This is a genomic window from uncultured Pseudokineococcus sp. (assembly GCF_947499845.1).
Classification (GTDB): domain Bacteria; phylum Actinomycetota; class Actinomycetes; order Actinomycetales; family Quadrisphaeraceae; genus Pseudokineococcus.
Window position 1 is genome coordinate 84,047 of the sequence record NZ_CANMPM010000011.1, and the last position, 22,815, is coordinate 106,861.

General features: G+C 78.0%; 17 protein-coding genes. 10 read left to right on the forward strand and 7 right to left on the reverse strand.

The window, feature by feature from the left end; genetic code table 11:
* Positions 1-77: 77 nt before the first annotated feature.
* Positions 78-1,919 (reverse strand): alkaline phosphatase D family protein, encoded by a 1,842-nt coding sequence (locus Q0789_RS11680; RefSeq protein WP_298805336.1) that lies wholly within the window; start codon positions 1,917-1,919, stop codon positions 78-80.
* Positions 1,920-2,317: 398 nt separating this feature from the next.
* Between Q0789_RS11680 and Q0789_RS11685 the strand changes: the two genes are divergently transcribed.
* Positions 2,318-2,710: a universal stress protein gene (locus tag Q0789_RS11685; protein ID WP_298805338.1), complete on the forward strand. Its 393-nt coding sequence runs from the start codon at positions 2,318-2,320 to the stop codon at positions 2,708-2,710.
* 59 nt (positions 2,711-2,769) lie between these two features.
* Positions 2,770-3,726: an acetamidase/formamidase family protein gene (locus tag Q0789_RS11690; protein ID WP_298805340.1), complete on the forward strand. Its 957-nt coding sequence runs from the start codon at positions 2,770-2,772 to the stop codon at positions 3,724-3,726.
* A gap of 130 nt (positions 3,727-3,856) precedes the next feature.
* Here the strand turns inward: Q0789_RS11690 and Q0789_RS11695 are convergent, their stop codons facing one another.
* Positions 3,857-5,542, reverse strand: coding sequence for an ABC-F family ATP-binding cassette domain-containing protein (locus tag Q0789_RS11695; RefSeq protein WP_298805342.1), 1,686 nt, complete (start codon positions 5,540-5,542; stop codon positions 3,857-3,859).
* Between the two features lie 185 nt (positions 5,543-5,727).
* On the opposite strand from Q0789_RS11695, the gene Q0789_RS11700 reads away from it, so the two are divergent.
* Positions 5,728-5,913 (forward strand): hypothetical protein, encoded by a 186-nt coding sequence (locus tag Q0789_RS11700; RefSeq protein WP_298805343.1) that lies wholly within the window; start codon positions 5,728-5,730, stop codon positions 5,911-5,913.
* Positions 5,914-6,050: 137 nt separating this feature from the next.
* Here the strand turns inward: Q0789_RS11700 and Q0789_RS11705 are convergent, their stop codons facing one another.
* Together Q0789_RS11705 and Q0789_RS11710 are read right to left on the reverse strand one after the other, a co-directional pair.
* A complete protein-coding gene (locus Q0789_RS11705) occupies positions 6,051-7,697 on the reverse strand; it encodes a SpoIIE family protein phosphatase (protein ID WP_298805345.1) in 1,647 nt (548 codons plus the stop codon).
* A gap of 261 nt (positions 7,698-7,958) precedes the next feature.
* Entirely contained in the window at positions 7,959-9,326 is a 1,368-nt protein-coding gene (locus Q0789_RS11710) for an NAD(P)/FAD-dependent oxidoreductase (RefSeq protein ID WP_298805347.1), read from the reverse strand.
* A gap of 240 nt (positions 9,327-9,566) precedes the next feature.
* Here Q0789_RS11710 and Q0789_RS11715 point away from each other — a divergent pair, with 240 nt between their 5' ends.
* From Q0789_RS11715 to Q0789_RS11730, 4 genes are all read left to right on the forward strand, one after another.
* Complete coding sequence (locus Q0789_RS11715; protein WP_298805349.1) at positions 9,567-11,624, forward strand: MDR family MFS transporter; 2,058 nt, start codon at positions 9,567-9,569, stop codon at positions 11,622-11,624.
* A 233-nt stretch (positions 11,625-11,857) separates the two neighbouring features.
* A complete protein-coding gene (locus Q0789_RS11720; RefSeq protein ID WP_298805351.1) occupies positions 11,858-13,654 on the forward strand; it encodes a hypothetical protein in 1,797 nt (598 codons plus the stop codon).
* 81 nt (positions 13,655-13,735) lie between these two features.
* Positions 13,736-14,305, forward strand: a complete 570-nt coding sequence (locus tag Q0789_RS11725) for a DinB family protein (RefSeq protein WP_298805353.1) — start codon at positions 13,736-13,738, stop codon at positions 14,303-14,305.
* 38 nt (positions 14,306-14,343) lie between these two features.
* Positions 14,344-16,473 carry a patatin-like phospholipase family protein gene (locus Q0789_RS11730; protein WP_298805354.1) on the forward strand — a complete coding sequence of 710 codons (2,130 nt, stop codon included), beginning with the start codon at positions 14,344-14,346 and terminating at the stop codon, positions 16,471-16,473.
* Positions 16,474-16,544: 71 nt separating this feature from the next.
* On the opposite strand, the gene Q0789_RS11735 is transcribed toward Q0789_RS11730, so the two are convergent.
* Both Q0789_RS11735 and Q0789_RS11740 read right to left on the reverse strand, forming a co-directional pair.
* Complete coding sequence (locus Q0789_RS11735; protein WP_298805356.1) at positions 16,545-17,141, reverse strand: DUF4126 domain-containing protein; 597 nt, start codon at positions 17,139-17,141, stop codon at positions 16,545-16,547.
* A 104-nt stretch (positions 17,142-17,245) separates the two neighbouring features.
* Complete coding sequence (locus tag Q0789_RS11740; protein ID WP_298805359.1) at positions 17,246-18,190, reverse strand: DUF368 domain-containing protein; 945 nt, start codon at positions 18,188-18,190, stop codon at positions 17,246-17,248.
* A 132-nt stretch (positions 18,191-18,322) separates the two neighbouring features.
* Between Q0789_RS11740 and Q0789_RS11745 the strand changes: the two genes are divergently transcribed.
* Complete coding sequence (locus Q0789_RS11745) at positions 18,323-19,258, forward strand: hypothetical protein (protein ID WP_298805361.1); 936 nt, start codon at positions 18,323-18,325, stop codon at positions 19,256-19,258.
* A gap of 32 nt (positions 19,259-19,290) precedes the next feature.
* On the opposite strand, the gene Q0789_RS11750 is transcribed toward Q0789_RS11745, so the two are convergent.
* Positions 19,291-20,202: an SMP-30/gluconolactonase/LRE family protein gene (locus Q0789_RS11750; protein ID WP_298805363.1), complete on the reverse strand. Its 912-nt coding sequence runs from the start codon at positions 20,200-20,202 to the stop codon at positions 19,291-19,293.
* A 137-nt stretch (positions 20,203-20,339) separates the two neighbouring features.
* On the opposite strand from Q0789_RS11750, the gene Q0789_RS11755 reads away from it, so the two are divergent.
* Both Q0789_RS11755 and Q0789_RS11760 read left to right on the forward strand, forming a co-directional pair.
* A complete protein-coding gene (locus Q0789_RS11755; protein WP_298805365.1) occupies positions 20,340-21,623 on the forward strand; it encodes a hypothetical protein in 1,284 nt (427 codons plus the stop codon).
* Positions 21,614-22,815 (forward strand): EAL domain-containing protein (locus Q0789_RS11760; RefSeq protein WP_298805367.1); only part of this gene is annotated, 1,202 nt, incomplete at its 3' end. The genes Q0789_RS11755 and Q0789_RS11760, both read left to right, overlap by 10 nt.

Consider the following 22,815-nt stretch of genomic DNA (forward strand, 5'->3'; position numbering starts at 1 on the left):
CCACCGTCGAGATGGAGCCTGTGGTCACCCGCGGGACCCCACGATGACCACAGGCTCCCTCTCGACGGCGTCCGGGATCAGGCCAGCAGCACCTCGCGGTCGCGCCGCAGGCGGACGTCGTCCGGGCTCCGCACCTCGGTGCCCGGCCCGCGGCCCGGCTCGGCCTTCTCGAAGACGACGCGGGCGCCGGGGCCGGTGAGCTCGAGCGTGGCGAAGCCGTTGCCGAACATCGGCCCGGTGGTGGAGCGCCAGGAGACGCCGAGCGGCGCCGCGCCCACCGATCGCCGCAGCAGGCGGCCGAGCAGCCGAGCCGGCGGCGTGTGGAGGAACCGGAACATCGCGGGGAGGCCCTTCGGCAGCGCGTTGCGCAGCGGCGAGCTGACGACCTGCACGACGGGGGAGCGCACCCCGCGCTCGACGGGGTAGCGCAGCGGCGCGACGTAGCCGTGGTGGACGTCGCCCGAGAGCAGGAGCACCGAGCTCGGCGCCCGCCCGAGCCGGCCGGCCGCGACGTCGCCGAGGCGGTCGACGAGCCGGTGGAAGGAGGACTCGAAGGCGCCCCAGTGCTCGAGGTCCACCGCCTGGCGCAGGGCCTCGGCGTGCGGGCGGAAGCGCTCGCCCCACGCGCCGGCCGACGCCGTCTCGGCGTTCCAGAGCTCGACGTCGTGCAGCGCCGGCTCGAGCAGCACCGGCAGCGAGGCGGCGACGAGCAGGTGGTCGACGTCGCCGGTGAGGTGCTCCTCGACGTCGGCCCACTCCTGCTCGTCGAGCATCGAGCGGTGCTCCTCGGAGAGCACGCGGCCCGAGCGCGTGTCGACGACGACGAGGCGCGTCCGCCCGAGGTCGCGGACGTAGGACCACTCCGAGGTGCCGCCGCCGTCGATCTGCTCGTCCGCGGCGACGGCGAACTCCCGCAGGACCTCCGCCGCGTCGCCGTCGCGGCCGACCTCGCGCACACGGGCCCACAGCTCGTCCTCCGCGAGCCGCGAGGGCATGAGGTTGCCCAGGTGCTGGTGCAGCCAGTAGGCCGCGTAGGCGCCGACGATGCGCTCGCGCCACCACGGCAGCCGCTGGACCTGCTCGCGCCACGTGCGCGAGGTGTTCCAGTCGTCGCGGACGTCGTGGTCGTCGAAGATCATCGCCGTCGGCGTGGTGGCGAGCAGCCAGCGCACCTCCGGGTCGGCCCAGCTCTCGCGGTAGAGCCAGGTGTACTCCTCGAAGTCGCCGATCTCGCCCTGCGGGTCGGCGTCCCCGCGCTTGTCGCGGATGCGCTCGCGGAGGTAGGGCGACAGGCCCTCGTCGGCGTAGACCTGGTCGCCCAGGAGCAGGAGGAGGTCCGGCAGCTCCCGGCCGGCCTGGCACTCGGCGGACAGGGCGACGAGGGCGTCGACGCCGACGCCCTCGGGGTGCTGCTGCGCCGTCCAGGTGAAGGGCGGCTCCATGGGCCGGTCGACGCGGCAGGAGCCGAGGGCGATGCGCAGGCGCGGGTCGCCGCCCGTGCTGCGGGTGGCGCCGCCCGGCGCCGGCAGGGGCCGCACGGTCGGTCCGGGTCGCGGGTCGTCGGGCAGGGGCCACGCCCGCTCGCCGTCGAGCTCGACGACGTAGGGCACCTGCCGGTCCGGCTCGAGGCCCTCGACGACGACGAGCGCGTAGTGGTGGCCGCCGACCGTCACCGTGCGGTCGCGGCCGACGGCGTCCCCGGCCCGGACGACGACCTCGCCGCGGCGCGCCGTCTCCACCCACACCGTGGCGCTCGTGCTGTCGACGTGGCGCAGCAGCGGGCCGAGCACGAGGGGCCCCGAGTCCCGGGTGCCGGGCGGGGCGGCGTCCAGGACGTCGGCGTCGTGCCCGTGGCCTCGGCCGTGCGCGTCGCCGTGCCCCGGCTCCTCGTGCGGACCCGCCGGGTCGCTCGTCGTCACGCGCCGATCGTCGCAGGCGCTCCCGCGACGGGCGCGGGGACCACCCGTCGGGGTGACCGGGCCGAGCGGAGGTGTCATCCGGACCGAGCGGGGGCGGGTGTGACCCGGGCCGCGCGGGGCGCGGCGGGGCGACGCACGCCCCGCGCGGCGCGCCGGGGGCGCTCGCCCGCGAGCGGGGGCGCCGGGCCCAGCGTCGCACCGCGGTGCGAGGCGCGGCGTCCCGGGGGCCGCCCGAGGAGCCGCGGGACGGGCGTGACCCGGACGTCGGTGCGTCGCCCGCGGGGCATGTCCTAGGGTCGGGCCACCCTGGGCCGTCGTCCGAGCCGACGTGCTGCGGCGGCCGGGGGCCGCCGTCCTGGGCGCCGAGGCGGGCGCCACCGTCCCCGCGAGGAGGCACCGTGAGCGTCGTGGTCGGCTACGTCCCCAGCCCCGAGGGTCGGGTCGTGCTCGAGCGCGCCATCGCGGAGGCCCGCGCGCGCGGCACCCGGCTGGTCGCGCTCAACGTGCCGCGCGCCGCCGAGTTCGCGCAGGACTTCGTCGCCGACGCCGACGACCTGCAGCACCTCGACGAGGCGCTGGCCGCCGCGGGGGTCGAGCACGAGGTCCGCCGGGGCGCGGGCGACGAGACGCCGGCCGACACGCTGCTCGACCTCGTCGAGGAGGTCGGCGCCGACCTCGTCGTCATCGGGCTGCGCCGCCGCTCGCCCGTCGGCAAGATGATCATGGGCAGCACGTCGCAGCGCGTGCTCCTCGACGCCCCCTGCCCCGTGCTCGCCGTCCAGTTCGACTGACGCCCCGGCACCGCGCGGGGCCCGACGAGGGGCCGCCCCGGCCCCGGAGAGCAGGCCCCGTGAGCCCGCTGCCCACCCCCCGCGGCCCGCACCACCGCCGGTCCCACGCCGTCTGGGACGCCTCGCTCGAGCCCCTGTCCGTCGTCGCCTCGGGCGACGAGGTGGAGGTCGTCGCGCAGGAGGCCTCCGGCGGCCAGCTCCGGCCCGACAGCACGGCCGACGAGCTGCTCGCCCTCGACATGACCTCGCTCAACCCCGCCGTCGGGCCCTTCGCCGTCGAGGGCGCCCGTCCGGGGGACGCGCTCGTCGTCGACGTGCTGTCCATCGGTCTCGACACCTGGGGCTGGACGGCGCTCATCCCCGGCTTCGGCCTGCTCGCCGACGACTTCCCCGAGCCCTACCTGCGGACGTCGGCCGTCGACTCCACGCCCGGGGGCGGCGGGGTCCAGCTGCTGCCCGACGTCGTCCTGCCGCTCTCGCCGATGGTCGGGACGCTCGGCGTCGCCCCGCCCGAGCCCGGCCCGCACCCCGTCATCCCGCCGACGCGCTGGGGCGGCAACCTGGACGTCCGCGACGTCGGCCCGGGCGCCCGCGTGGTCCTGCCCGTCGGTGTGGAGGGGGCCCTCTTCTCGCTCGGCGACGTCCACGCCGTCATGGGCGACGGCGAGGTCTGCGGCACCGGCGTCGAGACCTCCGCCGTCGTGCGGGTGCGCCTCACCGTCGCCCCCGGGCGGGCGCCGCGCTCGCCCGTCGTCATCACCGACCGGCAGAGCCTCCGCCTGGAGACGACGGTCGCGACGACCGGCGTCGGGCCGGACCTGATGGAGGGCGCGCGCGACGCCGTCCGCCAGGCGGTGGACCTGCTGGTCGAGGAGCGCGGCACGAGCCGCGAGGACGCCTACCTGCTGCTGTCCCTGGCCGCCGACCTGCGCGTGTCCGAGGTCGTCGACGCGCCGAACTGGGTGGTCACCTGCCACGTCCCGCGGCGCCTGCTCGCCGGCTGGCCGCACGTCTGACCTCTGGTCCTGGCGGACTTCGGAGCACTTCTCCGTCCCCGGAGCCGTCCGGGGCGATCTTCGTGGCCTTCGTCCGTCGCTGAGGCGCCGTCCGGCGGACTTCGTAGCCCTTGTCCGCCGCCGGCGGGGGTCAGCGCTCGGTGACGGCGCCCGCCGCGACGTCCCAGCGGCGGGTCAGCGACACGGCGTCGAGCATCCGGCGGTCGTGCGTGACGAGCAGCAGCGTGCCCGTGTAGGCGTCGAGCGCGGCCTCGAGCTGCTCGATGGCGGGCAGGTCGAGGTGGTTGGTCGGCTCGTCGAGGACGAGCAGGTTGACCCCGCGGGCCTGCAGCAGCGCCATCGCGGCGCGCGTGCGCTCGCCGGGGGAGAGGGTCGCCACGGGCCGCAGCACGTGGTCGGAGCGCAGGCCGAACTTCGCGAGCAGGGTGCGCACCTCGGCCGTCGGCCAGTCGGGCACGTGCGCCGCGACGGCGTCGAGCACCGACGGCGCCCGCCCCTGCCCGCTCCCGGCGGAGGCACCGGCGCCCTGCAGCGCCACCGCGCCCAGCGACCGCCGCGCCTGGTCGACCTCGCCGACGGCCACGCCCGAGCCGAGCCCGCCGTCGCCCTCGTCGAGCGGGGTGCGCCCCAGCAGCGCGCCGAGCAGCGTCGTCTTGCCCGAGCCGTTGCGCCCGGTGACGCCGATGCGGTCGCCGACGTCGACCTGCAGGTCCAGCGGCCCCAGCGTGAACGAGCCGCGCCGGACGACGGCGCCCCGCAGCACCGCGACGACGGACCCCGAGCGCGGCGCCGCGGCGATCTCGTAGCGCAGCTCCCACTCCTTGCGCGGCTCGTCGACGACGTCGAGCCGCTCGAGCATCCGCTCGGTCTGGCGCGCCTTGGCGGCCTGCTTCTCCGAGCCCTCGCGCGCCTTGTGGGTGATGTGCTTGTCGCCGTCGCTCTTCTTCTTCACGGCGTCGCGCACGCCCTTGGCGAGCCAGTTCCGCTGGGTGCGGGCGCGGTCGGTGAGCGCCTGGCGGCGGTCGTCGTACTGCTCGTAGGCCTCGCGGGCGTGCCGCCGCGCCGTCTCGCGCTCCTCGAGGTAGGCGTCGTACCCGCCGCCGAAGACGCTGACCTGCTGCTGGGCGAGGTCGAGCTCGACGACGCGGGTGACGACGCGCGAGAGCAGCTCGCGGTCGTGGCTGACGAGCACGACGCCGGCCCGCTGCTCGACGAGGAAGCGCTCGAGGCGGGCGAGCCCGTCGAGGTCGAGGTCGTTCGTCGGCTCGTCGAGCAGGACGACGTCGAAGCGCGAGAGCAGCAGCGCCGCCAGGCCCACCCGCGCCGCCTGGCCGCCGGACAGCGACGTCATGGCCGCCGAGGTGGCGACGTCGAGGCCGAGGTCGGCGAGGACGGCGCCGGTGCGCTCCTCGAGGTCCGCGCCGCCGAGGGCCAGCCAGCGCTCCAGCGCCTCGGCGTAGGCGTCGTCGGCGCCCGGTGCGCCCTCCGCCAGGGCCGCGGCCCCCGCGTCCATCGCCTCCTGCGCCGCGGCGACGCCCGTGCGCCGGGCGAGGTGCGCGAGGACGTCCTCGTCGGCGCGGCGCTCGACCTCCTGCGGCAGCCACCCCCGGACGGCGCCGGGCGGCGTCGTCGTGACCGAGCCCTCCTGCGGCTCGTCGACGCCCGCGAGCATCCGCAGCAGCGTCGACTTGCCCGCCCCGTTGGCGCCGACGAGCCCGACGACGTCGCCGGGCGCGACGACGAGGTCCAGCCCGGAGAAGAGGGTGCGGTCGGCGTGCCCGGCGGCGAGGCCGCGGGCCACGAGGGTGGCGCTCATGGGGTCATGCTCCCAGCGGCCCCGGGCCCCGGTCGACGGACTTCCGCCGCGCGCCGGGGCCCGCGGGTCGGTAGACACGGGGGTCGGCGGTACGGGGGACGGGCGCGCGGCGACGGCGTCCGTCACCCGTCCGCAGCGTCGACCTCGACCTGAGGGTCATCGCGACCCCTTACCAGGAGGACACCGTGCCCTTCCTCGTGACCATGCTCCGCCGCTGGGTGCTCGTCGCCGTGGCGCTCCCGCTCGCCGGCAAGCTCCTCGGCCACCTCGCCAGCCGGATCCGCGCCAGGCGCGGCGAGAGCGGCGTCACCAAGGCGCTCGACTCCGCGAGTCGCGCCGCCTCGCGCAAGCGGCGCCGCGAGAAGCACTGATCCCGCGGGACCACTGATCCCGCGGGACCACTGAGCCCGCGGGAGCACCGAGCCCGCGCGAGCACCGAGCCCGCACGGGCACCGGCCCGGAGCGGCGTCCCCGCCCCGGGCTCGGGCGACGGGCCCGAGCGGTGGGCTCAGGCGGTGGGGTCGGCCGGCCCGGCGTCGTGCAGCCGCACGGCCAGCAGCGCGACGTCGTCCTCGGCGTCGAGCGCGAGCCGCACGACGAGCTGGTCGAGGAGCTCGGGCAGCGGCAGGTCGCCCAGCTCGGCGAGCGCCGCCTCGAGCGCGGCCGTGCCCTCGCGGACGCCGAGGTCGCGGCGCTCCACGAGCCCGTCGGTGTACAGCAGCACCGTGGCGCCCGGCTCGAGGGCGACCTCGGTGTCTCCCCGCGCGAGCTCGGGCAGGACGCCGAGCATGAGGTCGCCGGCGCCGCGGAGGTCCACGACCTCGCCGTCCGGGCGCCGCAGCAGGGGCGCGGGATGGCCGGCCCGGCTCCAGCGCAGCGTCCGCGAGCACGGCGCGTCGTCGGCGGACTGCGCGACGTGGAGCACCACCGCCGTGGCGGTGCGGCCCGGGTGCAGCCGGTCCATGGCCCGGTCGAGGCGCTGCAGGAGCGCCGACGGCGGCTCCACCCGGTCGGCGGCGAAGCCGCGGAGCATCGAGCGCAGCTGGCCCATCGTCGCGGCCGCGCCCACGTCGTGGCCGGCGACGTCGCCGATGACGAGGGTGGTGCCCCCGTCGGGGGCGTAAAGCGCGTCGTACCAGTCCCCGCCCACGCGGGCCGTGCGCGCCGCGGTGCGGTACAGCGCCGCGAGCTCGAGGCCGTCGCGCTGCGGGAGGTCGGTGAGCATCGCCCGCTGCAGCGTCTCGGCGACGTGCTGGCGCTGCTCCAGCAGCGTGGCCCGCTGGATGGCCTGCGCGGTGTAGCCGGCGAAGATCGACAGCAGCCCGCGCTCCTCGCGGCTCATCGCGTGCTCCTCGGCCCACGTGACGGCGAGGGTGCCGAGCACGGCGTCGCCCGCGATGAGCGGCAGGTGGGCCAGGGCGTGGACGCCGGCCGTCTCGAGGTCCGGCCCGAGGTCGGGGAAGTCGGCGAGGGCCTCCTCGCGGGTCTCGTGCAGGTGCGCGCGACCGGTGCGCGCCGTCGTCGACGGCGGCGTGTGCGCGGCGAAGGGGAAGACGGCCCAGGCCTCGGCGGTCTCCTCCGGCAGCGGGGCCAGGCTCACGTAGCTCATGGAGCGCTCGTCGGCGGCGATGAGCGCGATGCCGGCGAAGCTCGCGTCGAAGCCGGAGAGGGCGACGCGCGCGACGACGTCGGCCACCTCGGCCACGGTCCGCGGCCGGGCGACGGCCTCGGACAGGCGCAGCAGGAGGTGCGCGCGGTCGAGGGCGCGCTCCAGGTCCTCGGTGAGGCGCGCCGCCTGGCGGTCGCGGGCGCGCCGCGCGTCGGTCGTGCGGGCCGCGAGGACCACCTCGCCGTCGTCGCCGGCCGTCGCCTCGCCCTCGAGCCACAGCTCGAGCCCGGAGTCGTAGCCGTCGAAGGGCGTGGGCTCCTCGACCGCGCGCGCCGTGGCGATCGCCGTCCGCAGCAGGCCGTCGCGCGCGGGCCGCAGGTCGTCGAGGTGGTGGCCGACCACGTCGGTGACGGCGCCGCCCAGGACGGCCACCGCCCCCTGGTTGGCGTAGGTGACGACGTCGGAGGCGTCGACGACCACGAGGCCGTCGCGGGCGCTGTCGAGGGCCCGCAGCAGCGAGGCCGGTGCCTGCGCCGGTGCCTCCACGTCCCCTCCTCCTCGCGCCACCGCCCCGCGGCGGCCGAGGGGGCCGAGCGCCCCCGTGCTCGACCCTAACGGCCGGGCACGTCCCGCACCGGCCGCTCGGGGGAGTCCCCCCGCCCGGGGACGCCCGCCGCGGCGGCGGCGGTCGACGCAGAGCGGGCCGGCCGCACGGGGACCCCGGACGTAGCGGACCGCCCGCGGCGGGTGCCGCGGGCGGTCCGGGAGGGCGCGGTCCGCGCCCGGTGGTGCGAGGGGAGGGGCGCCTCAGGCGGCGCGGCCGCCCTGCTTCTCCAGCTGCGGGTCGCGCTCGGCCTTCGGCTCGTCGGACTCGTGCCGGCCGGCCTGCGGCACCCGGCGGGGCTCGCCGACGATGACGTTCTGCATGCCGGAGCGGGAGACGTAGTGCGAGGCGATGTTCGTCAGCGCCGCCAGCCGGTTGCGGAAGGAGTGCAGCAGCGTGATGTGCAGCCCCATCCACATGAGCCAGCCGATCGGGCCGGTGAACTTGCCCTTGAAGGGCCACTTGATGTCGGCGACGGCGCTGTAGCGGCCGACGATCGCCATCGTGCCCTTGTCGCTGTAGGAGAACGCCTCGGTCGGCTGGCCGGCGAGGAGCTTCTTGACGTTGGCGGCGGCGTGCTTGCCCGTCTGGATGGCGGGCTGCGCCAGCTGCGGCAGGGGCGCGCCGTCGACCGCGCCGACGTCGCCGACGGCGAAGACGGCGTCGCTGCCCTGGATGCGCAGGTCGGGGTCGGTCTGCAGCCGGCCACCGCGGCCCTGGGGGAAGCCCCACTCCGACAGCGACTTCGGCGCGGAGACGCCCGACGTCCAGATGGTGAGGGCCGAGGGGATCTCCTCGCCGCCCTTGAGCAGGACGACGTCCTCGCGGACCTCGGCGACGGCCGAGCCGAGCCGCAGCTCGACGCCGCGCTGCTCGAGCGAGCGGCGGGCGTACTGGCGCAGCGAGTCGTCGAAGGGGGCCAGGACGAAGTCGAGCATCTCGATGCAGACGACCCGCACGCGCGAGGGGTCGAGCTCGGGGTAGTTCTCCGCCACGTAGGTGTTGCGGAGCTCGGCGATGGCGCCGGCCATCTCGGTGCCGGTGGCGCCGCCGCCGACGACGACGATGCACGGCGGCTCCCCGCCGGTGTGCTTCGCGGCCGTCTCGAACGCCGTCATGAGGCGGTCGCGCACCTCGACGGCGCCGTTGCGCGTGTACATCGTCAGCGTGTGCTCCTCGGCGCCGGGGATGCCGAAGTAGTTCGCCGCGATGCCGCTGGAGACGATGAGGTAGTCGTAGGCGACGTCGTCGCCGCCCTCCATGCGGAGCACCTTGCTCTCGGCGTCGACGCCGGTGGCCGTGCCCTGGCGGAAGCCGACACGACGCCGACCGCCGGTGAAGGTGCGCAGCGAGTAGGTGACGTCACCGGGGTTGAGCCCGCCGGTGGAGACCTGGAAGAGCAGCGGCTGGAAGGTGTTGTAGGCGTTCTTGTCGACGAGGAGGACGTCGGCGTCGACACCGTCGAGCTCGCGGACGGCCGACAGGCCGGCGAACCCGGCGCCGAGCACGACGACCTTCGGTCGGCCGGTGGCGCGGCCCTGGGGTCGACCCGTGGTGGCGGTGGTGGACAAGAGGACTCCTCAGGGCGCTCTGGCGGACTCGTGCTGGGCTCTGGCGGCCCCCAGCGTAGGGACAGCGGGTGACCTGCGTCTCGTCAGGGTCGTCGCGCTCGCCCCGACCTGCCCCGTGCGCCCTCCCGCGCGGGCGCCCGCACGGGGACGGTTCCCCGGGGACGGCGGGCGGTCGGGTGCCGTGGGCACCTACCCTCGGCGCGGGGGACGTCCCTCCGCCGATCGCCTGCGAGGACCGCCATGAGCCGCACGAGCCCCGCCCCCGCCCCCGCCGGGGGAGACCCCGCCCCGACCGCGCCGGAGCGCCGGCAGCGGGCCGCCGCCGCGGAGGAGCGACGCCGGCAGCGCGCCGCCGCGAGCGCGCCGGCGGGCGAGGACGGCGGCTTCTCCCACCGCCAGGTCCTCACCGTCCTCGGCGGGCTCATGCTGGGGATGTTCCTGGCGGCGCTCGACCAGACGGTCGTCTCCACGGCCATCCGCACCATCGCGGACGACCTGCAGGGGTACGACCTCCAGGCGTGGGCGACCACGGCCTTCCTCATCACCTCGACGATCTCCACACCGCTGTACGGCAAGCTCTCCGACATCTACGGCCGCCGGCCGTTCTACCTCGGGGCCATCGCCGTCTTCGTCCTCGGCTCGGCGCTGTGCGGCGTCTCGACGTCGATGTACGAGCTGGCCGCCTGGCGCGCCGTGCAGGGCGTCGGCGCCGGCGGCCTCATGTCGCTGGCGCTGGCGATCATCGCCGACCTCGTGCCGCCGCGGGAGCGCTCGCGCTACCAGGGCTACTTCATGGCCGTCTTCGGCACCTCGAGCGTCCTCGGTCCGGTGATCGGCGGCTTCTTCGCGGGCCGCGCCGACATCCTCGGCCTCGACGGCTGGCGGTGGATCTTCTGGGTCAACGTGCCCCTCGGGCTGCTCGCCTTCACCGTCGTCGCCCGGGTCCTGCACCTGCCGCACGAGCGCCGCGAGCACCGCATCGACGTGGCCGGCGCCCTCGCGCTCGTGCTGTTCCTCGTGCCGCTCCTCGTCGTCGCCGAGCAGGGCCGCACCTGGGGCTGGGGGAGCGGGGGCGCGCTGCTCGCCTACGGCCTCGGCGCCGTCGGCCTCGTGGCCTTCGTGCTGGCCGAGCGGCGCATCGGGGACGACGCGCTGCTGCCGCTCGCGCTGTTCGCCAACCGCACCTTCCTCGTCGGCGGCCTCGGCAGCGTCGTCGTCGGCATGGGCATGTTCGGCGGGCTGCTGCTGCTGCCGCAGTACCTGCAGATCGTCGGCGGCAGCACGCCCACCGAGGCCGGGCTGCAGATGGTGCCGCTCGTGCTCGGGATCATGACCGGTGCGCTGTCCTCCGGCATCGCCATCTCCCGCACCGGCCGCTACAAGGTCTTCCCCGTGACGGGCGCCGTCCTGCTCACCGTCGCGCTGCTCTCGCTGTCGCGCGTGATCGGCGCCGACACGCCCTACTGGCAGCTCGTGCCCTTCATGGTGCTGACGGGCCTCGGCCTCGGCTTCAACTTCCAGCCGGTCGTGCTGGCGGTGCAGAACGCCGCGGGCCCGCGCCAGACGGGCGTCGCGACGTCGTCCGTCACCTTCTTCCGCCAGATGGGCGGCACGCTCGGCACCGCCGTCTTCCTCTCGGTGCTCTTCACCCGGCTGCCGGGCGACATCCGCACCTCGGTGCAGGAGGCCGCCGCGGCCGACCCGCAGCTCGCGTCGCGGCTGCAGGACGTGCCGACGGGGCAGGGCGCGCTCTCCGACACCTCCTTCATCCAGCAGCTGCCCGACGCCGTCGCGGCGCCGTTCCGCGCCGGGTTCTCGACCTCCATCGACGCCGTCCTCCTCATCGCGGCGTGCGTCGTGGCGGTCGGCATCGTCGTCATGGCCTTCCTGCCGCAGGTGGAGCTGCGCTCGCAGTCGGGCCTGCAGGCGCGCGCCGCCGACGGCGGGGCCCGCCCGGACGCAGGCCCTGGAGCAGGTGCAGGCGCGCAGCCGGAGGCCAGCGCGCCGGACGACCGGGACGCCGGCGCCGACGCCGCGCTCTCGGGCGCCGCCGCCCTCGGCGGGTCCGACGGCGCCGCCGGTGACCGCCGCAGCGCCGCCCCCGCGCCGTCGGACGGCGAGGACGCGGCCGACGACGCGGGCGACGACGCGGGCGCCGAGCGCGCTGAGCGCGCCGAGGCCGTCCAGGGGACCGGCGACGCCGGTGCGCCGCGGCCGCGCCACGCGCGCACCGACGCCGAGGTCGACGCCGAGCCCCGCTCCTCGCGGTCGGCGGGCGCGGGCGCGCACCGGGCCTGACGAGGGCGCGGGCTCCGCGGGCGCCCGGCCCGGCCCGCGGCCGGTCGCCACGGACCGGCCGCCGCGGACCGGTCGCCGCGGACCGGCCGCCACGGACCTGCGCCGGGCCGCCGGCGCCGTCCGGGGCGTCGGGTGAGGCGGACGCGGAGAACCCCTCGAGTCGGCGCCCGGCGTGCCGATGGAGGACGTGGCGGCTGCTGCCGCCGCACGTCCCCGCGCCCGAGGAGCCCGCCATGAGCCGCACCGCCGAGACGACCGGTCCCGCCGACCGGGCCGCCACGAGCGGGCTGGCCGCTGCGGCCGGTCGGGCGCGCGCCCTCGTCCTCGCCGGGCTCGCGCTCCTCGCGTCCCTGCTCCTCGGCGCGCTGCCGGCGCACGCCGAGGCGGCCCCCGCCGACGCGACCGTCCTCCCCGGCGGCTCCGTCGTCGTCCCCGCCGCGAGCGCCGCGGGCGACGACGCCCGGTGGCAGCTCGTCGGGACGCCGGACGCCTCGCTCGTCCGCGCGGCCTCCGTCGACGCCGCCACCGGCGAGCTGTCCGTCGAGGTGGCCCCCGGCTACCGCGGGCGCCTCGTCCTCGTGCGCCGCGCCGTCGACCGCGCGGCGGGCACGGCGACGGACCCCGAGCGCGTCGTCCTCGACGTCGCCGGCGACGCGCCGCTGGCCGCGGGCGAGCGCCTGCGCCTGCCGCTCGCGGCGGACGGCACCGCCGAGGTCGCGGTGCCGCTGCCCGCGCTCGAGGACGGCGCGACCTACGCCGTCGAGGCCGGCCCGTCGCTCGTCGCGGACGTCGACCCGGCCACCGGTGACCTGCGCGTCGCCGCCTCCGCCGCGGGCGCGAGCTCGGTGAGCGTCGTCGCGACGGCGGCGGACGGCACCGCCGGCGACCCGCTCGTCGTCCCGGTGGACGTGGCGCCGTCGCTGCCCGGCCTGTCCGGCGCCACCCGCGCCGACGCCCCCGTGCTCCTGCCGCTCGCGGCGGACGTCGACGTCGCGGTGCAGCAGCCCGCGACCGGCGCCGCGGCCGCCGTCACGCCCGACGGCCTGGAGGTCGACCCGCGCGGGACGAGCGGCGCCCTCGCCCTCGCCGTCGTCCCCTCGGCGGGCGGCGTCGTCGGCGACCCCGCCCCCGTCGTCGTGGCGGTGGCGCCCGTGGTCTCCCCCGTCGAGCTGGCCGGCGCCCCCGGCGACGTGCTGCGCGCGCCCCTCGCCGTGGTCGGCACGGGCGTGGTCGCGGACGTGCTCGACGACGCCGGCGGCGCCCTCGCCGTCGAGGGCGACGAGCTCGTCGTCACCGTGCCCGCCGGGGCCGCGGGCGAGCTGCGCGGCTCGCTCGTCGGCGTCGACGCCGACGGACTGGTGGGCGACCCCTCCGACGTCGTCGTGGCCGTCAGCGGCCCGACGCCGGCCCCCGACGCGCCGGTCGACGAGCCGCCCGTCGGAGTCACGCCGGTCCAGGACCCCCTGGACGAGGACGGCGTGGTCGAGAGCCCCTCCTCCGAGGTGCCGCCCGCGGACGCCGTCGAGGAGGCGGAGGCGCCGTCCCCCGCGCCCGCGACCGACGACGTCGCGCCGGCCCCCGTCCCCGACGCCGAGGACGTCCTGCGCACCCAGGGCCTCGTGGCCGCGGCGGTCGCGCCGGCACCCGCTCCCGCCGCCGGCGAGGACCTCGTCGCCCGGGCCGCCGCCGCGAAGCTCGCCGACGAGGAGCTGCGCGCGTCCCAGGCCTTCTCCGCGACGACCGCCCCGGTGCCGGCCCCGGCCATGGAGCTGGCGTCGACGACGGCGCCGGTGCCCGCGGGCACGCAGCTGGCGCCCGGCCTCGTCCTCATGGACAGCTTCAGCACGGCGAGCCCCACCACGACGACGACCGCCGTCCCCGCCGGCGCCGTCCCGACGGCGCCGGTGGCGGCCCTGCCCCGCACGGGCGGCGAGCTCGTGGCCGGCGGCGCCCTCGGCGGCCTGGCCCTCCTCCTCGGCCTCGGGCTGCTCGTCGCCGGGCGCCGGCGCCTGCAGGTGGGCCGCGGCTGACGGGACCGACGCGGGTCGGCCGCCAGGGCGGCTGCCGACCCGGCGTGCCGGCCGTCGGGGGTGGCTGCCAGCATCGCGCGGGTGATCGAGGACGGGGTGGTCGACGGCGGTGGGGCGCTCGCGCACGGCTGGCTCCCCGGACCCGGTGACGACGAGCCGCCCCGCGCGGCGGGCGAGGTCCGCGACGTGCTGCTCGCCCAGCTCGAGCTGCACCGCGCGCGCCTGCTCCGGAAGGTCGAGGGGCTGACGGAGGAGCAGCTGCGCCGCTCGGTCCTGCCCTCGGGCTGGACGCCGCTGGAGCTGCTCGTCCACCTGGACGCCGTCGAGCGCCGGTGGCTCGTGTGGGGGTTCCTCGGCGAGCCGCTGGCCGACCCGTGGCGCGACGAGGGGCCCGACGGCCGCTGGGCCGTCCCGGACGGCGCCAGCGGGGCCACCGTCGTCGAGGGCCTGCGCGCGCGGTGGGAGACCTCGCGCGCCGTGGTCGCCGACGTCCCGCTCGAGCGGCGCTCCGCCGTCGGGGGCCGCTTCGCGTCGGCCGAGGAGGCGCCGACCCTGGGGTGGGTCCTCCTCCACCTGCTGCAGGAGACCGCCCGCCACGTGGGGCAGCTCGACGTCGTCCGCGAGCTCCTCGACGGGCGGACGGGCGAGTGAGGGCCGCGCCGTGGCGACGCCGACGCACCCCCGCGCCCGTGGAACCGCCCGCGCCCCTGGCGGCGGCGGAGTCGTACGCCTCCCCGGCGGCCACCTGCGACGTCGTCATGCGCGGCGGCGTCACCAGCGGGGTCGTCTACCCCTGGGCGGTCTGCGAGCTGGCGCGGCACTACCGCCTCGTGCGCGTGGGCGGCACGTCCGCGGGCGCCGTCGCGGCCGCCGCGTCGGCGGCCGCCGAGCACGGGCGCCACGGGGGCGCCTCCGGGCGCGGCGGCTTCCCCGTCCTCGCACGGCTGCCGGGGGACCTCGCCTCCGCTCGCCGCGGCCGCTCCCGCCTCTCCACGCTCTTCGCGCCGCAGCGCGCGACGGCGCCCCTCCTGCGGCTCCTCCTCGCCGTCCTGGCCGCGCGCGAGGCCGGGTCCCTCGCCGCCCGCGCCCGCGCCGCGCTCACCGGCGTCGGCGCCGCGGCCGTGGCTCCCGGCGGCTGGTGGCGCCTGCTCCTCGGCGCCGTCCCGGGCCTCGTCCTGCTGGCCGTCGCCGCAGCGGGCGGCGCGTCCGCCGCCACGGCCGTCCTCGTGGCCGTCGTCGGCGTCCTCGTCCTGCTCGCCGGCACGGCCGCGGGCGCCGCGGCCGTGCACCTGCGGGCGCTGCGCGTCGCCGTCCCCGCGAACCTCTACGGCGTCTGCTCCGGCATGCCCGCCGGTGACGGGCGCGACGACGACCAGGACGACGACCAGGACGACGACGACCGGGTCCTCGCGCCGTGGCTCACCGACCTCCTCGACGAGGCCGCCGGCCTGCCCGAGGGCGCGGGCCCGCTCACCTTCGGGCACCTGTGGGCCGGACCGGCAGCCGAGCCGCTCACGGGCCTCGAGGAGGCGCCGGCCGACGCCGCGGTGCGGCTCGAGGTCGTCACCACCTCGGTGACGCACGGGCGGCCCGTGCGCATGCCGCTGGGCGCGCGGCGCGACGGCGTCCCGCCCCTCTACGTCGACCCGGCCGAGCTGCGCCGGCTGCTGCCCGAGCGGGTCGTCGCGTGGGTCGAGGAGCACCCGCCCCCGCTGCCGGAGGACCCGGCCGAGCGGCTCGAGCGCCGGGCCCGCGACGCCCTCGCGCGCCCGCTCGTGCCCCTGCCGGCGTCGGCGGACCTGCCCGTCGCCCTGGCCGTGCGCACGAGCCTGTCCTACCCGCTGCTCGTCAGCGCCGTGCCCTTCCACGTCCTCGACCTCGAGGAGGGCGCCGGTGCGCTGCGGCGCGTCGCCGCGGCGGTCGACGACGTCCTCGCGTCCGCCACCTCCTCCGCGTCCTCCTCGGACCCGGGCGGCGAGCTGGGCGAGGAGGACCTCCTGGCGGCGGTGCTCGTGCGCCTGCCCGGCGAGGTGCTGCCGACCCGGCGGGTGTGGACCACCGACGGCGGCGTCACGAGCAACTTCCCCGTGCAGGTCTTCGACGCCTTCGCGCCGTCGCGGCCGACCTTCGGCATCACCCTGCGCCCGCAGCGCCCCGGTTCCCCCGTGGGCGGTCCGCTGGACCCGGGGGCACCGGGTCCCGCCGACGACGCCCTCGCCCCGGTGCTGCACCCGCTGGAGCCGGGGGCCGACGGCTCGCCCGCCGGCGTCCTGCGCTTCGCGGGCGCCGTGCTGTCGACGATGCAGGACTGGTCCGACACCGTGCAGCTGCCCCTGCCGGGCGTGCGGGACCGGGTGGCGCAGGTCCAGGTCCCGGCGGGGGACGGCGGGTGGGACCTGCGGATGCCGCCCGAGGCCATCGCCCACCTGGCCGGCCGCGGCCGCGAGGCCGGCGTCGCCCTGCGCGAGCGCTTCACCACCGCGGGCGCGTCGGGCTGGACGGGCTGGGAGACCCACCGGTGGACCCGGCTGCGCGCTTCGCTGCCCCTGCTCGAGGAGGCCGCCGGCGAGCTCGTCGCGGCGCTCGACCCGGCGACCGCGGGCCCGGGCGAGCAGGACCTGCGCGAGATGCTGCGCCTGCCGCCCGAGGAGGTGCCGGTGCACCCGTGGACGGGCCGCTCACAGCGGCGGCGCGCGCAGCGGGCCCTCGCCGGGCTGCTCGAGTCCTCGCCCGTCGACGTCCCTCCTGAGGACCGGCTCGGCGCCGGCGCGCCCCAGCCGCCGCTGGCGCTGCGCTACGGCCCGCGCGACGGCGTCTGAGCCGTCCCGCGGCGGACCGGAGCGGCGCTCCGGCGGCCGGCGGAGCGTCGCTCCGGTCCGCCGCGGGGCGGTCAGACCGGGCGCACGGCCCGTCGCCGTCGCCGCCGGCGGACGACGGCCACGGCGACCGCGACCAGCACCGCCAGGGCGACGAGCACCAGCACGGGCGCGAGCAGCGCTGAGGCCACCAGGCCGAGGGAGAGGGCGTCCTCGGCCGCCGAGGCCACGGGGGCGCCGACCCCCGCCGTCGTCGCGTTGACGGCCGCCCGGCCCGCGGCCTTGAGCAGGTGGACGACGAGCGCCACCGCCGCGCCCGCGAGCACCGTCGTCCAGTCGACGCCCGCGAGCCACGACGCGTCGTCGCCGGCGCCCGGGCCGGCGGTCGCGCCGCCGGTGCCGGCGCTCGCCGCCACCCCGCCGGCGAGGGGCCGGACGACGGTCTGCAGCGCGTCGTTGACGTGGTCGACGCCGGGCACCTTGTCGGCCAGGACCTCGACGACGAGCAGCACGGCGAGCACGGCGAGGACGCCGGGCTCCGAGAGCCACGCCCACCCGTCGGGGAGGGCGACGACGTCGGTCCACCGCGCGGCCGAACCGAGCAGGAGCAGGGGCAGCCAGGCGTTGAGGCCGGCGGCGCTCGCGAGGCCCGCCCCGGTCAGCAGCTCCACGGGTCCTCCTCCGGCGGTCGGCGGATCGTCCACGGTACGGACGCGCGCCGGGCGCCGCGCGGCGCAGGGAGCGGCTCAGGAGCGCCCGCCGACGGGCGCCGGCGTCAGCGCGCCGCGGGCGGCTCGTCCGCGGTGGAGGAGGCCGGGTCCGCCCCGCCGACGAGCCGCTCGACGACGAGCAGCGCGACGACGACGGCCGCCCCGGCGAGGGCCAGCCCGAGGATCGCCAGCACGTCGCCCGAGGGCGCCAGCACGTCGCGGTCCTCGGTCTGCCAGGGCCACAGGGCGCGCAGGGAGCCGGCCATGAGGCCGGTCATGACGGCCAGCGTCACGGCCCGGTGGGTGGAGAGGAGGTGCTGCAGCAGCCGCACGAAGAGGGCCAGGCCGATGACGGCGCCGAGCGCGAAGGCCCCGAGGTAGCCGAGGTCGCGCCCGTTGACGGCGGCGATGGTCGGCTCGTAGAGGCCGACGGTCGCGAGGAGGAAGGACCCGGAGACGCCCGGCAGCACGAGGGCGCAGATGGCGACGGCGGCCGCCAGCGACACGACCGGCAGCGGCGGGTCGGCGGCCGAGCCCGGGGGCAGCCCGGTGAGGACGAACGCCAGGACGGCCGCGACGACGGCGACGACGACGAGCCGCGTCGTCCAGGCCCGCCCGACCATCATGGCCGGGACGCTGAGCGAGGCCAGGACGAGCCCGGCGAAGACGGCGCGCGAGCCCACCGGGTGGTCCTCGAGCAGCGGCTCGATGAGGGAGGCGCCCACGACGACGGCCACGACGGTGCCGAGCAGGAGCGGGACGACGACGAGCCAGGTGCCCTGCGCCAGCTCGGCGCGCGCCCCGCGGACGTCGCCGGTCACGAGCCGGCGGAACGCCGTCACCGTGTGACCGGCCGTGTCGATGAGCGTCTCGTAGACACCCGTGATGAGGGCGATGGTCCCGCCGCTGACCCCGGGCACCACCTCGGCGGCGCCCATGAGCATCCCGCGGCCGACGTGCAGCGGCACGTGGCTCACCGGCGTGCGCGAGCGCTGGTCCTGCGTCGTCATGGGACGACCGTAGGCGGTGGTCCCTCGCGGAGGTGGCTGCACGAGGACGGCGTAGAGGCCGTCCTCGTGCAGCCACCTCGGTCGTCCACAGGCCTCGACGCACGCCTCGGCCGGTCGGTCCAGCCTCGTCGCGTGCCGAGGACGTCGTCGCTGCCCGCCTCCCTGCCCGCGCTGGCGTCGCAGCAGGGTGGGTGCCTCTCCCGCGCGCAGCTGCGCGAGCACGGCGTGGACGCCGACCGGGTGGCCTCCGAGGTGCGTGCCGGGCGCTGGTGCGTCGTCGGCCCGCTCGTCGTGCGCACCTCCACCGGTGAGCTCGACGTCGCCGCGAGGCGGTGGACCGCGGTCCTGTCCGGCGGGCCTGGGGCCGCCTTGGCGGGGCTGTCGGCGTTGGAGGTCCACGGGCTGCGGGGGTGGGAGCGCTCGTCGGTCCATGTTCGCGTGGCCCGGGGGCACCGGCTGCCCGCGCTGGCCGGCACGACGGCGACGTCGAGCCGCCGGACCGCGCGGGTGGTGCGACGCGGGGGCCTGCCTGTGCTCGCCGTGGAGGACGCCGCGGCGGAGGCGGCGGGCGCGGCCCGTTCGGCGGCCACGGCAGGGGGTCTTCTGGCGGCGGTCGTCCAGCAGCGGCTGACGACGCCGGCGCGGCTGCGCGCAACCGTCCTCGCCGCCGGGCCGGTGCGGCACCGCCGTGAGCTGCTCGCCGTGCTCGACGACGTGGAGGGCGGGGCGCAGGCGCTGTCGGAGGTGCGGTTGGTGCGCCTGTGCCGTTCGGCGGGGCTGCCGGCGCCGGCGCAGCAGGCGGTCCGGCGTGACGCCACGGGGCGCCGTCGCTACCTGGACGCCCTGTGGGAGCTGGAGGACGGGCGCCGCGTCCTGCTCGAGGTGGACGGCGTCGGGCACGTCGAGGAGGCCCGCTGGTACGACGACCTGCTGCGCGCCGCGGAGGTCACCCGGCCCGGCGAGGTGGTGCTCCGCCTGCCCGCGCGAGCGCTGCGGCTCGAGCCGGAGCGGGTGGCGGCGCTCCTGCGGCGCCACCTCGAGCCGGCTGGCAGCACCAGGACGGCGTAGAGCCCGTCCTCGTGCAGCCAACCTCGGCCGGCTCAGCGCGGGGCGAGCACGTGCGCGGCGTCGCGCACGCGCGTCCGCAGCCGGTACAGGCTCGTCGAGGCGCTGATGAAGACGTCGGTCCCGCCCGGCCCCCCGAAGCAGAGGTTGCTCACGACCTCGCCGACGGGCACGCGGCCCACCTCGGAGCCGTCGGGGCGGAGGACGACGAGCGCGGTGCCCGCCGTCGTCCACACGTGGCCGTGCTCGTCCACGCGGATGCCGTCGGGCAGCCCGGGGTCCACCTCGGCGAGCACGCGCCCGCCCTCGCAGCGGCGGCCGTCGACGACGTCGTAGGCGTGCACGGCGTGCCCCTCGCCGGGCGGGTCGTCGTCGCGGGTGGGCGCGCGGGAGGAGTCGGCGACGTAGAGCACGCGCTCGTCGGGGGAGAAGGCCAGGCCGTTGGGCATCGCGACGTCGGTGACGACGGCGTCCAGCTCCCCGGTGGCCGGGTCGAGGCGGAAGACGTGGTGGCCGCCGTACTCCTCCTCGCCCGGGTGGCCCTCGGCGCGGCGGTGGATGCCGTACGAGGGGTCGGTGAACCACACGGTGCCGTCGGAGCGGACGACGACGTCGTTCGGCGAGTTCAGCCGGTGCCCGCGCCAGGCGTCGACGAGCCCGGTGACGACGCCGTCGCGCTCGACCTCGACGCGCCGGCGGCCGTGCGAGCACTGCACGACCTCGCCGCCGAGCCCGAGGGTGCGGCCGTTGGTGAACTCGACGTCGTCGGCGAGCACGCCCCACGCGCCGGTGGGCTCGTGCCACTCCATGACCCGGTTCCCCGGGATGTCGCTGCACCGCACCGCGCGGCGCGCGGGGACCCAGAGCGGGCCCTCGCCCCACGTCATCCCGCCGCCGAGGCGCTCGACCGCCGCGCCCGCCGTCAGCAGGTCGTCCAGCTCGTGCACGTCGACCTCCTCGTCGCCGCCGACGACGCTAGGCCAGGTGGCAGCCTCTCGTCGCGGTAGAGCGCGACGAGGGGCTGCCACCTCCGTCCGTCCACAGGTCCCCAGCGGGCGCGCGGACTCCTCGGCAGGCTCCGCGCGTGCCCCGGACCTCGCCGCTGCCTCCTCAGGTGGCGACGACAGCGGTCGAGCAGGCGGGCTGCCTCTCGCGAGCCCAGCTCGCGGCTCTGGGCGTCGGACCCGACCGGGTCGGTCGAGAGGTCCGTCGAGGTCGCTGGCAGCGGGTGGGCCCCCTGGTCGTCGCGACGACGACGGGGCCCCTGGGGCGCGACGCCCAGCGGTGGGCGGCCGTCCTGTCGGCCGGTGCGCAGTCCGCGCTGTGCGGGCTGTCCGCGCTCGAGGCCCACGGGCTGCGGGGCTGGGGGCGCGCCGAGGTGGTGGTGCGCGTCTCGCGCGGGCGGGCGGTGGCCGGTCCGCCCTGGGTGCGGGCGACGACGGGCCGGAGCCCGGTGCGCGTGGTGAGGCGCGGCGGCCTGCCGGTGGTCGCCGTCGAGGACGCCGCGGTGGGAGCGGCAGCGGCGTCGCCATCCGCGGCGGCGGCGGGCGGCCTCCTGGCGGCCGTCGTGCAGCAGCGGTTGACGACGCCGGCCCGGCTGCGTGACGCCGTGCTCGCGGCGGGTCCCGTCCGGCACCGGGCCGAGCTGCTGGCGGTGCTCGACGACGTCGAGGGCGGGGCGCAGGCCCTCTCCGAGGTGCGGCTGGTGCGCCTGTGCCGCTCCGCCGGCCTGCCCGTACCGGTGCAGCAGGCGGTGCGGCTCGACGCGACCGGCCGGCGCCGCTACCTCGACGCCCTGTGGGAGCTGGACGACGGGCGGTGCGTGCTGCTCGAGGTGGACGGCGTCGGGCACGTCGAGGAGGGGCGCTGGTACGACGACCTGCTGCGGGCCGCCGAGGTGTCGCGGCCCGCCGGGGGCGCGCGCGACCACGTCCACCTGACGCCGCAACGCACCGCTGGCGCCCGTCGTCCGCCACGATGCCTCCCGCCCGCCGCGGGGGCGCCCGCCGCGGGGGCGGCGAGCGAGGGGGCGGTCGTGGCGTCGCTGGACGTGCGGAGCGTCTTCCAGCCGGTGGTGCGGCTGGGGACGGGCGAGGTCGTCGGCTACGAGGCGCTCGCCCGCGGCAGCTCAGCGAACGGCCCGCGGGAGCCCGGGGACCTCTTCGCCCGCGCCCGCGCCCGCGACCGCGTCGACGAGCTCGAGTGGGCGTGCCGCGTCGCCGCCGTCGAGGGGGCCCTCGAGGCCGGCGTCGAGGCGCCTCTCGTGCTCTTCGCCAACGTCGCGCCGGACGTCGTCACCGCCGCGCCGTCGCAGTCCACCCGCTGCTCGAGCGCGCCGGTGAGCGCCTGCGCCTCGTCGTGGAGCTGACGGAGCGGTCCCTGGCGTGGCGGCCGTCGGAGCTGCTGCACCTCGTGGCGCGCGTCCGCGAGCTCGGGTGGGCGGTGGCGCTGGACGACGTCGGGCAGGACCCGCTGGCGCTGGCGCTGCTGCCCGTCCTGCAGCCCGAGGTGGTCAAGCTCGACCTCGCCCTGGCCCGCCGGCGCCCCGACGCGCTGACGGCGCAGGTGGTCGTGGCCGTCGCCGCCTACGCCGAGCGGACGGGGGCCGTCGTCGTCGCCGAGGGGCTCGAGACGCCCGAGCACGTGCAGCAGGCGCTCGCCATGGGCGCCTCGCTCGGCCAGGGGTACCTGCTGGGTCGGCCGGGCCCGCTCGAGCGCCGCCCGCCCGCGCCGGCGGCTCCTCTCGTGCTGCCGCGCCCGCGCCCGCGCCCCCGCCCGCCCGGGGGCAGCGCCTTCGCGCTCGTCGCGGACCGCGACGTCCAGCGCTCGACGAAGCCGCTGCTGGAGGCCGTCAGCCGGCACCTCGAGGCCCAGGCGCTCACCAGCGGCCCCATGACCGTGCTCCTGGCCGCGCTGCAGCACTCCCGCTACTTCGGGGCCCGGACGGCGGCCCGCTACCGCCGGCTGGCCTCCTCGGCGGCGCTCGTGGCCGTGCTCGGGGAGGGCATGGCCGTCCACCCGACGGAGCGGGTCCGGGGCGCCCTCCTCGAGGCCGGCGACCCGCTGCTCGAGGAGTGGGTGGTCGCCGTCGTCAACCCGCACTTCACGGCGGCGCTCGTCGCCCGCGAGGTCCACGGGTCGGGGGGCCGCGCCGACGAGTCCCCGGAGGTCTCCACCGGGGGGCCGGGCCAGCCGGCGGCGGGCCCGGACGCGGAGCGGGTCTTCGAGTACGTCATCACCTACGAGCGCGAGCTCGTCCTCGAGGTCGCGGCCCGGCTGCTGATGCGCGTGACGCACGGCCCCGACGGCGACCCCCGGTCCATGGCCTCCGCCGTCGTCGGTCCCGTCACCGACACCACGGTCGCGGCGGACACCGGCGGTCCCGACTACCGCCGCGCCTTCACCGAGGCCCCCGTCGGCATGGCGCTGGTGACGCCGGAGGGAGGCGTCATGCGCGCCAACCGCGAGCTGGAGCTGCTCCTCAGCCCTGATCCACCGATAGGTCGCGGTGCCTGGTCGGTGGCGGGCCTGGAGTCGTCGTCGGGCGGGTGGGCGTGGGT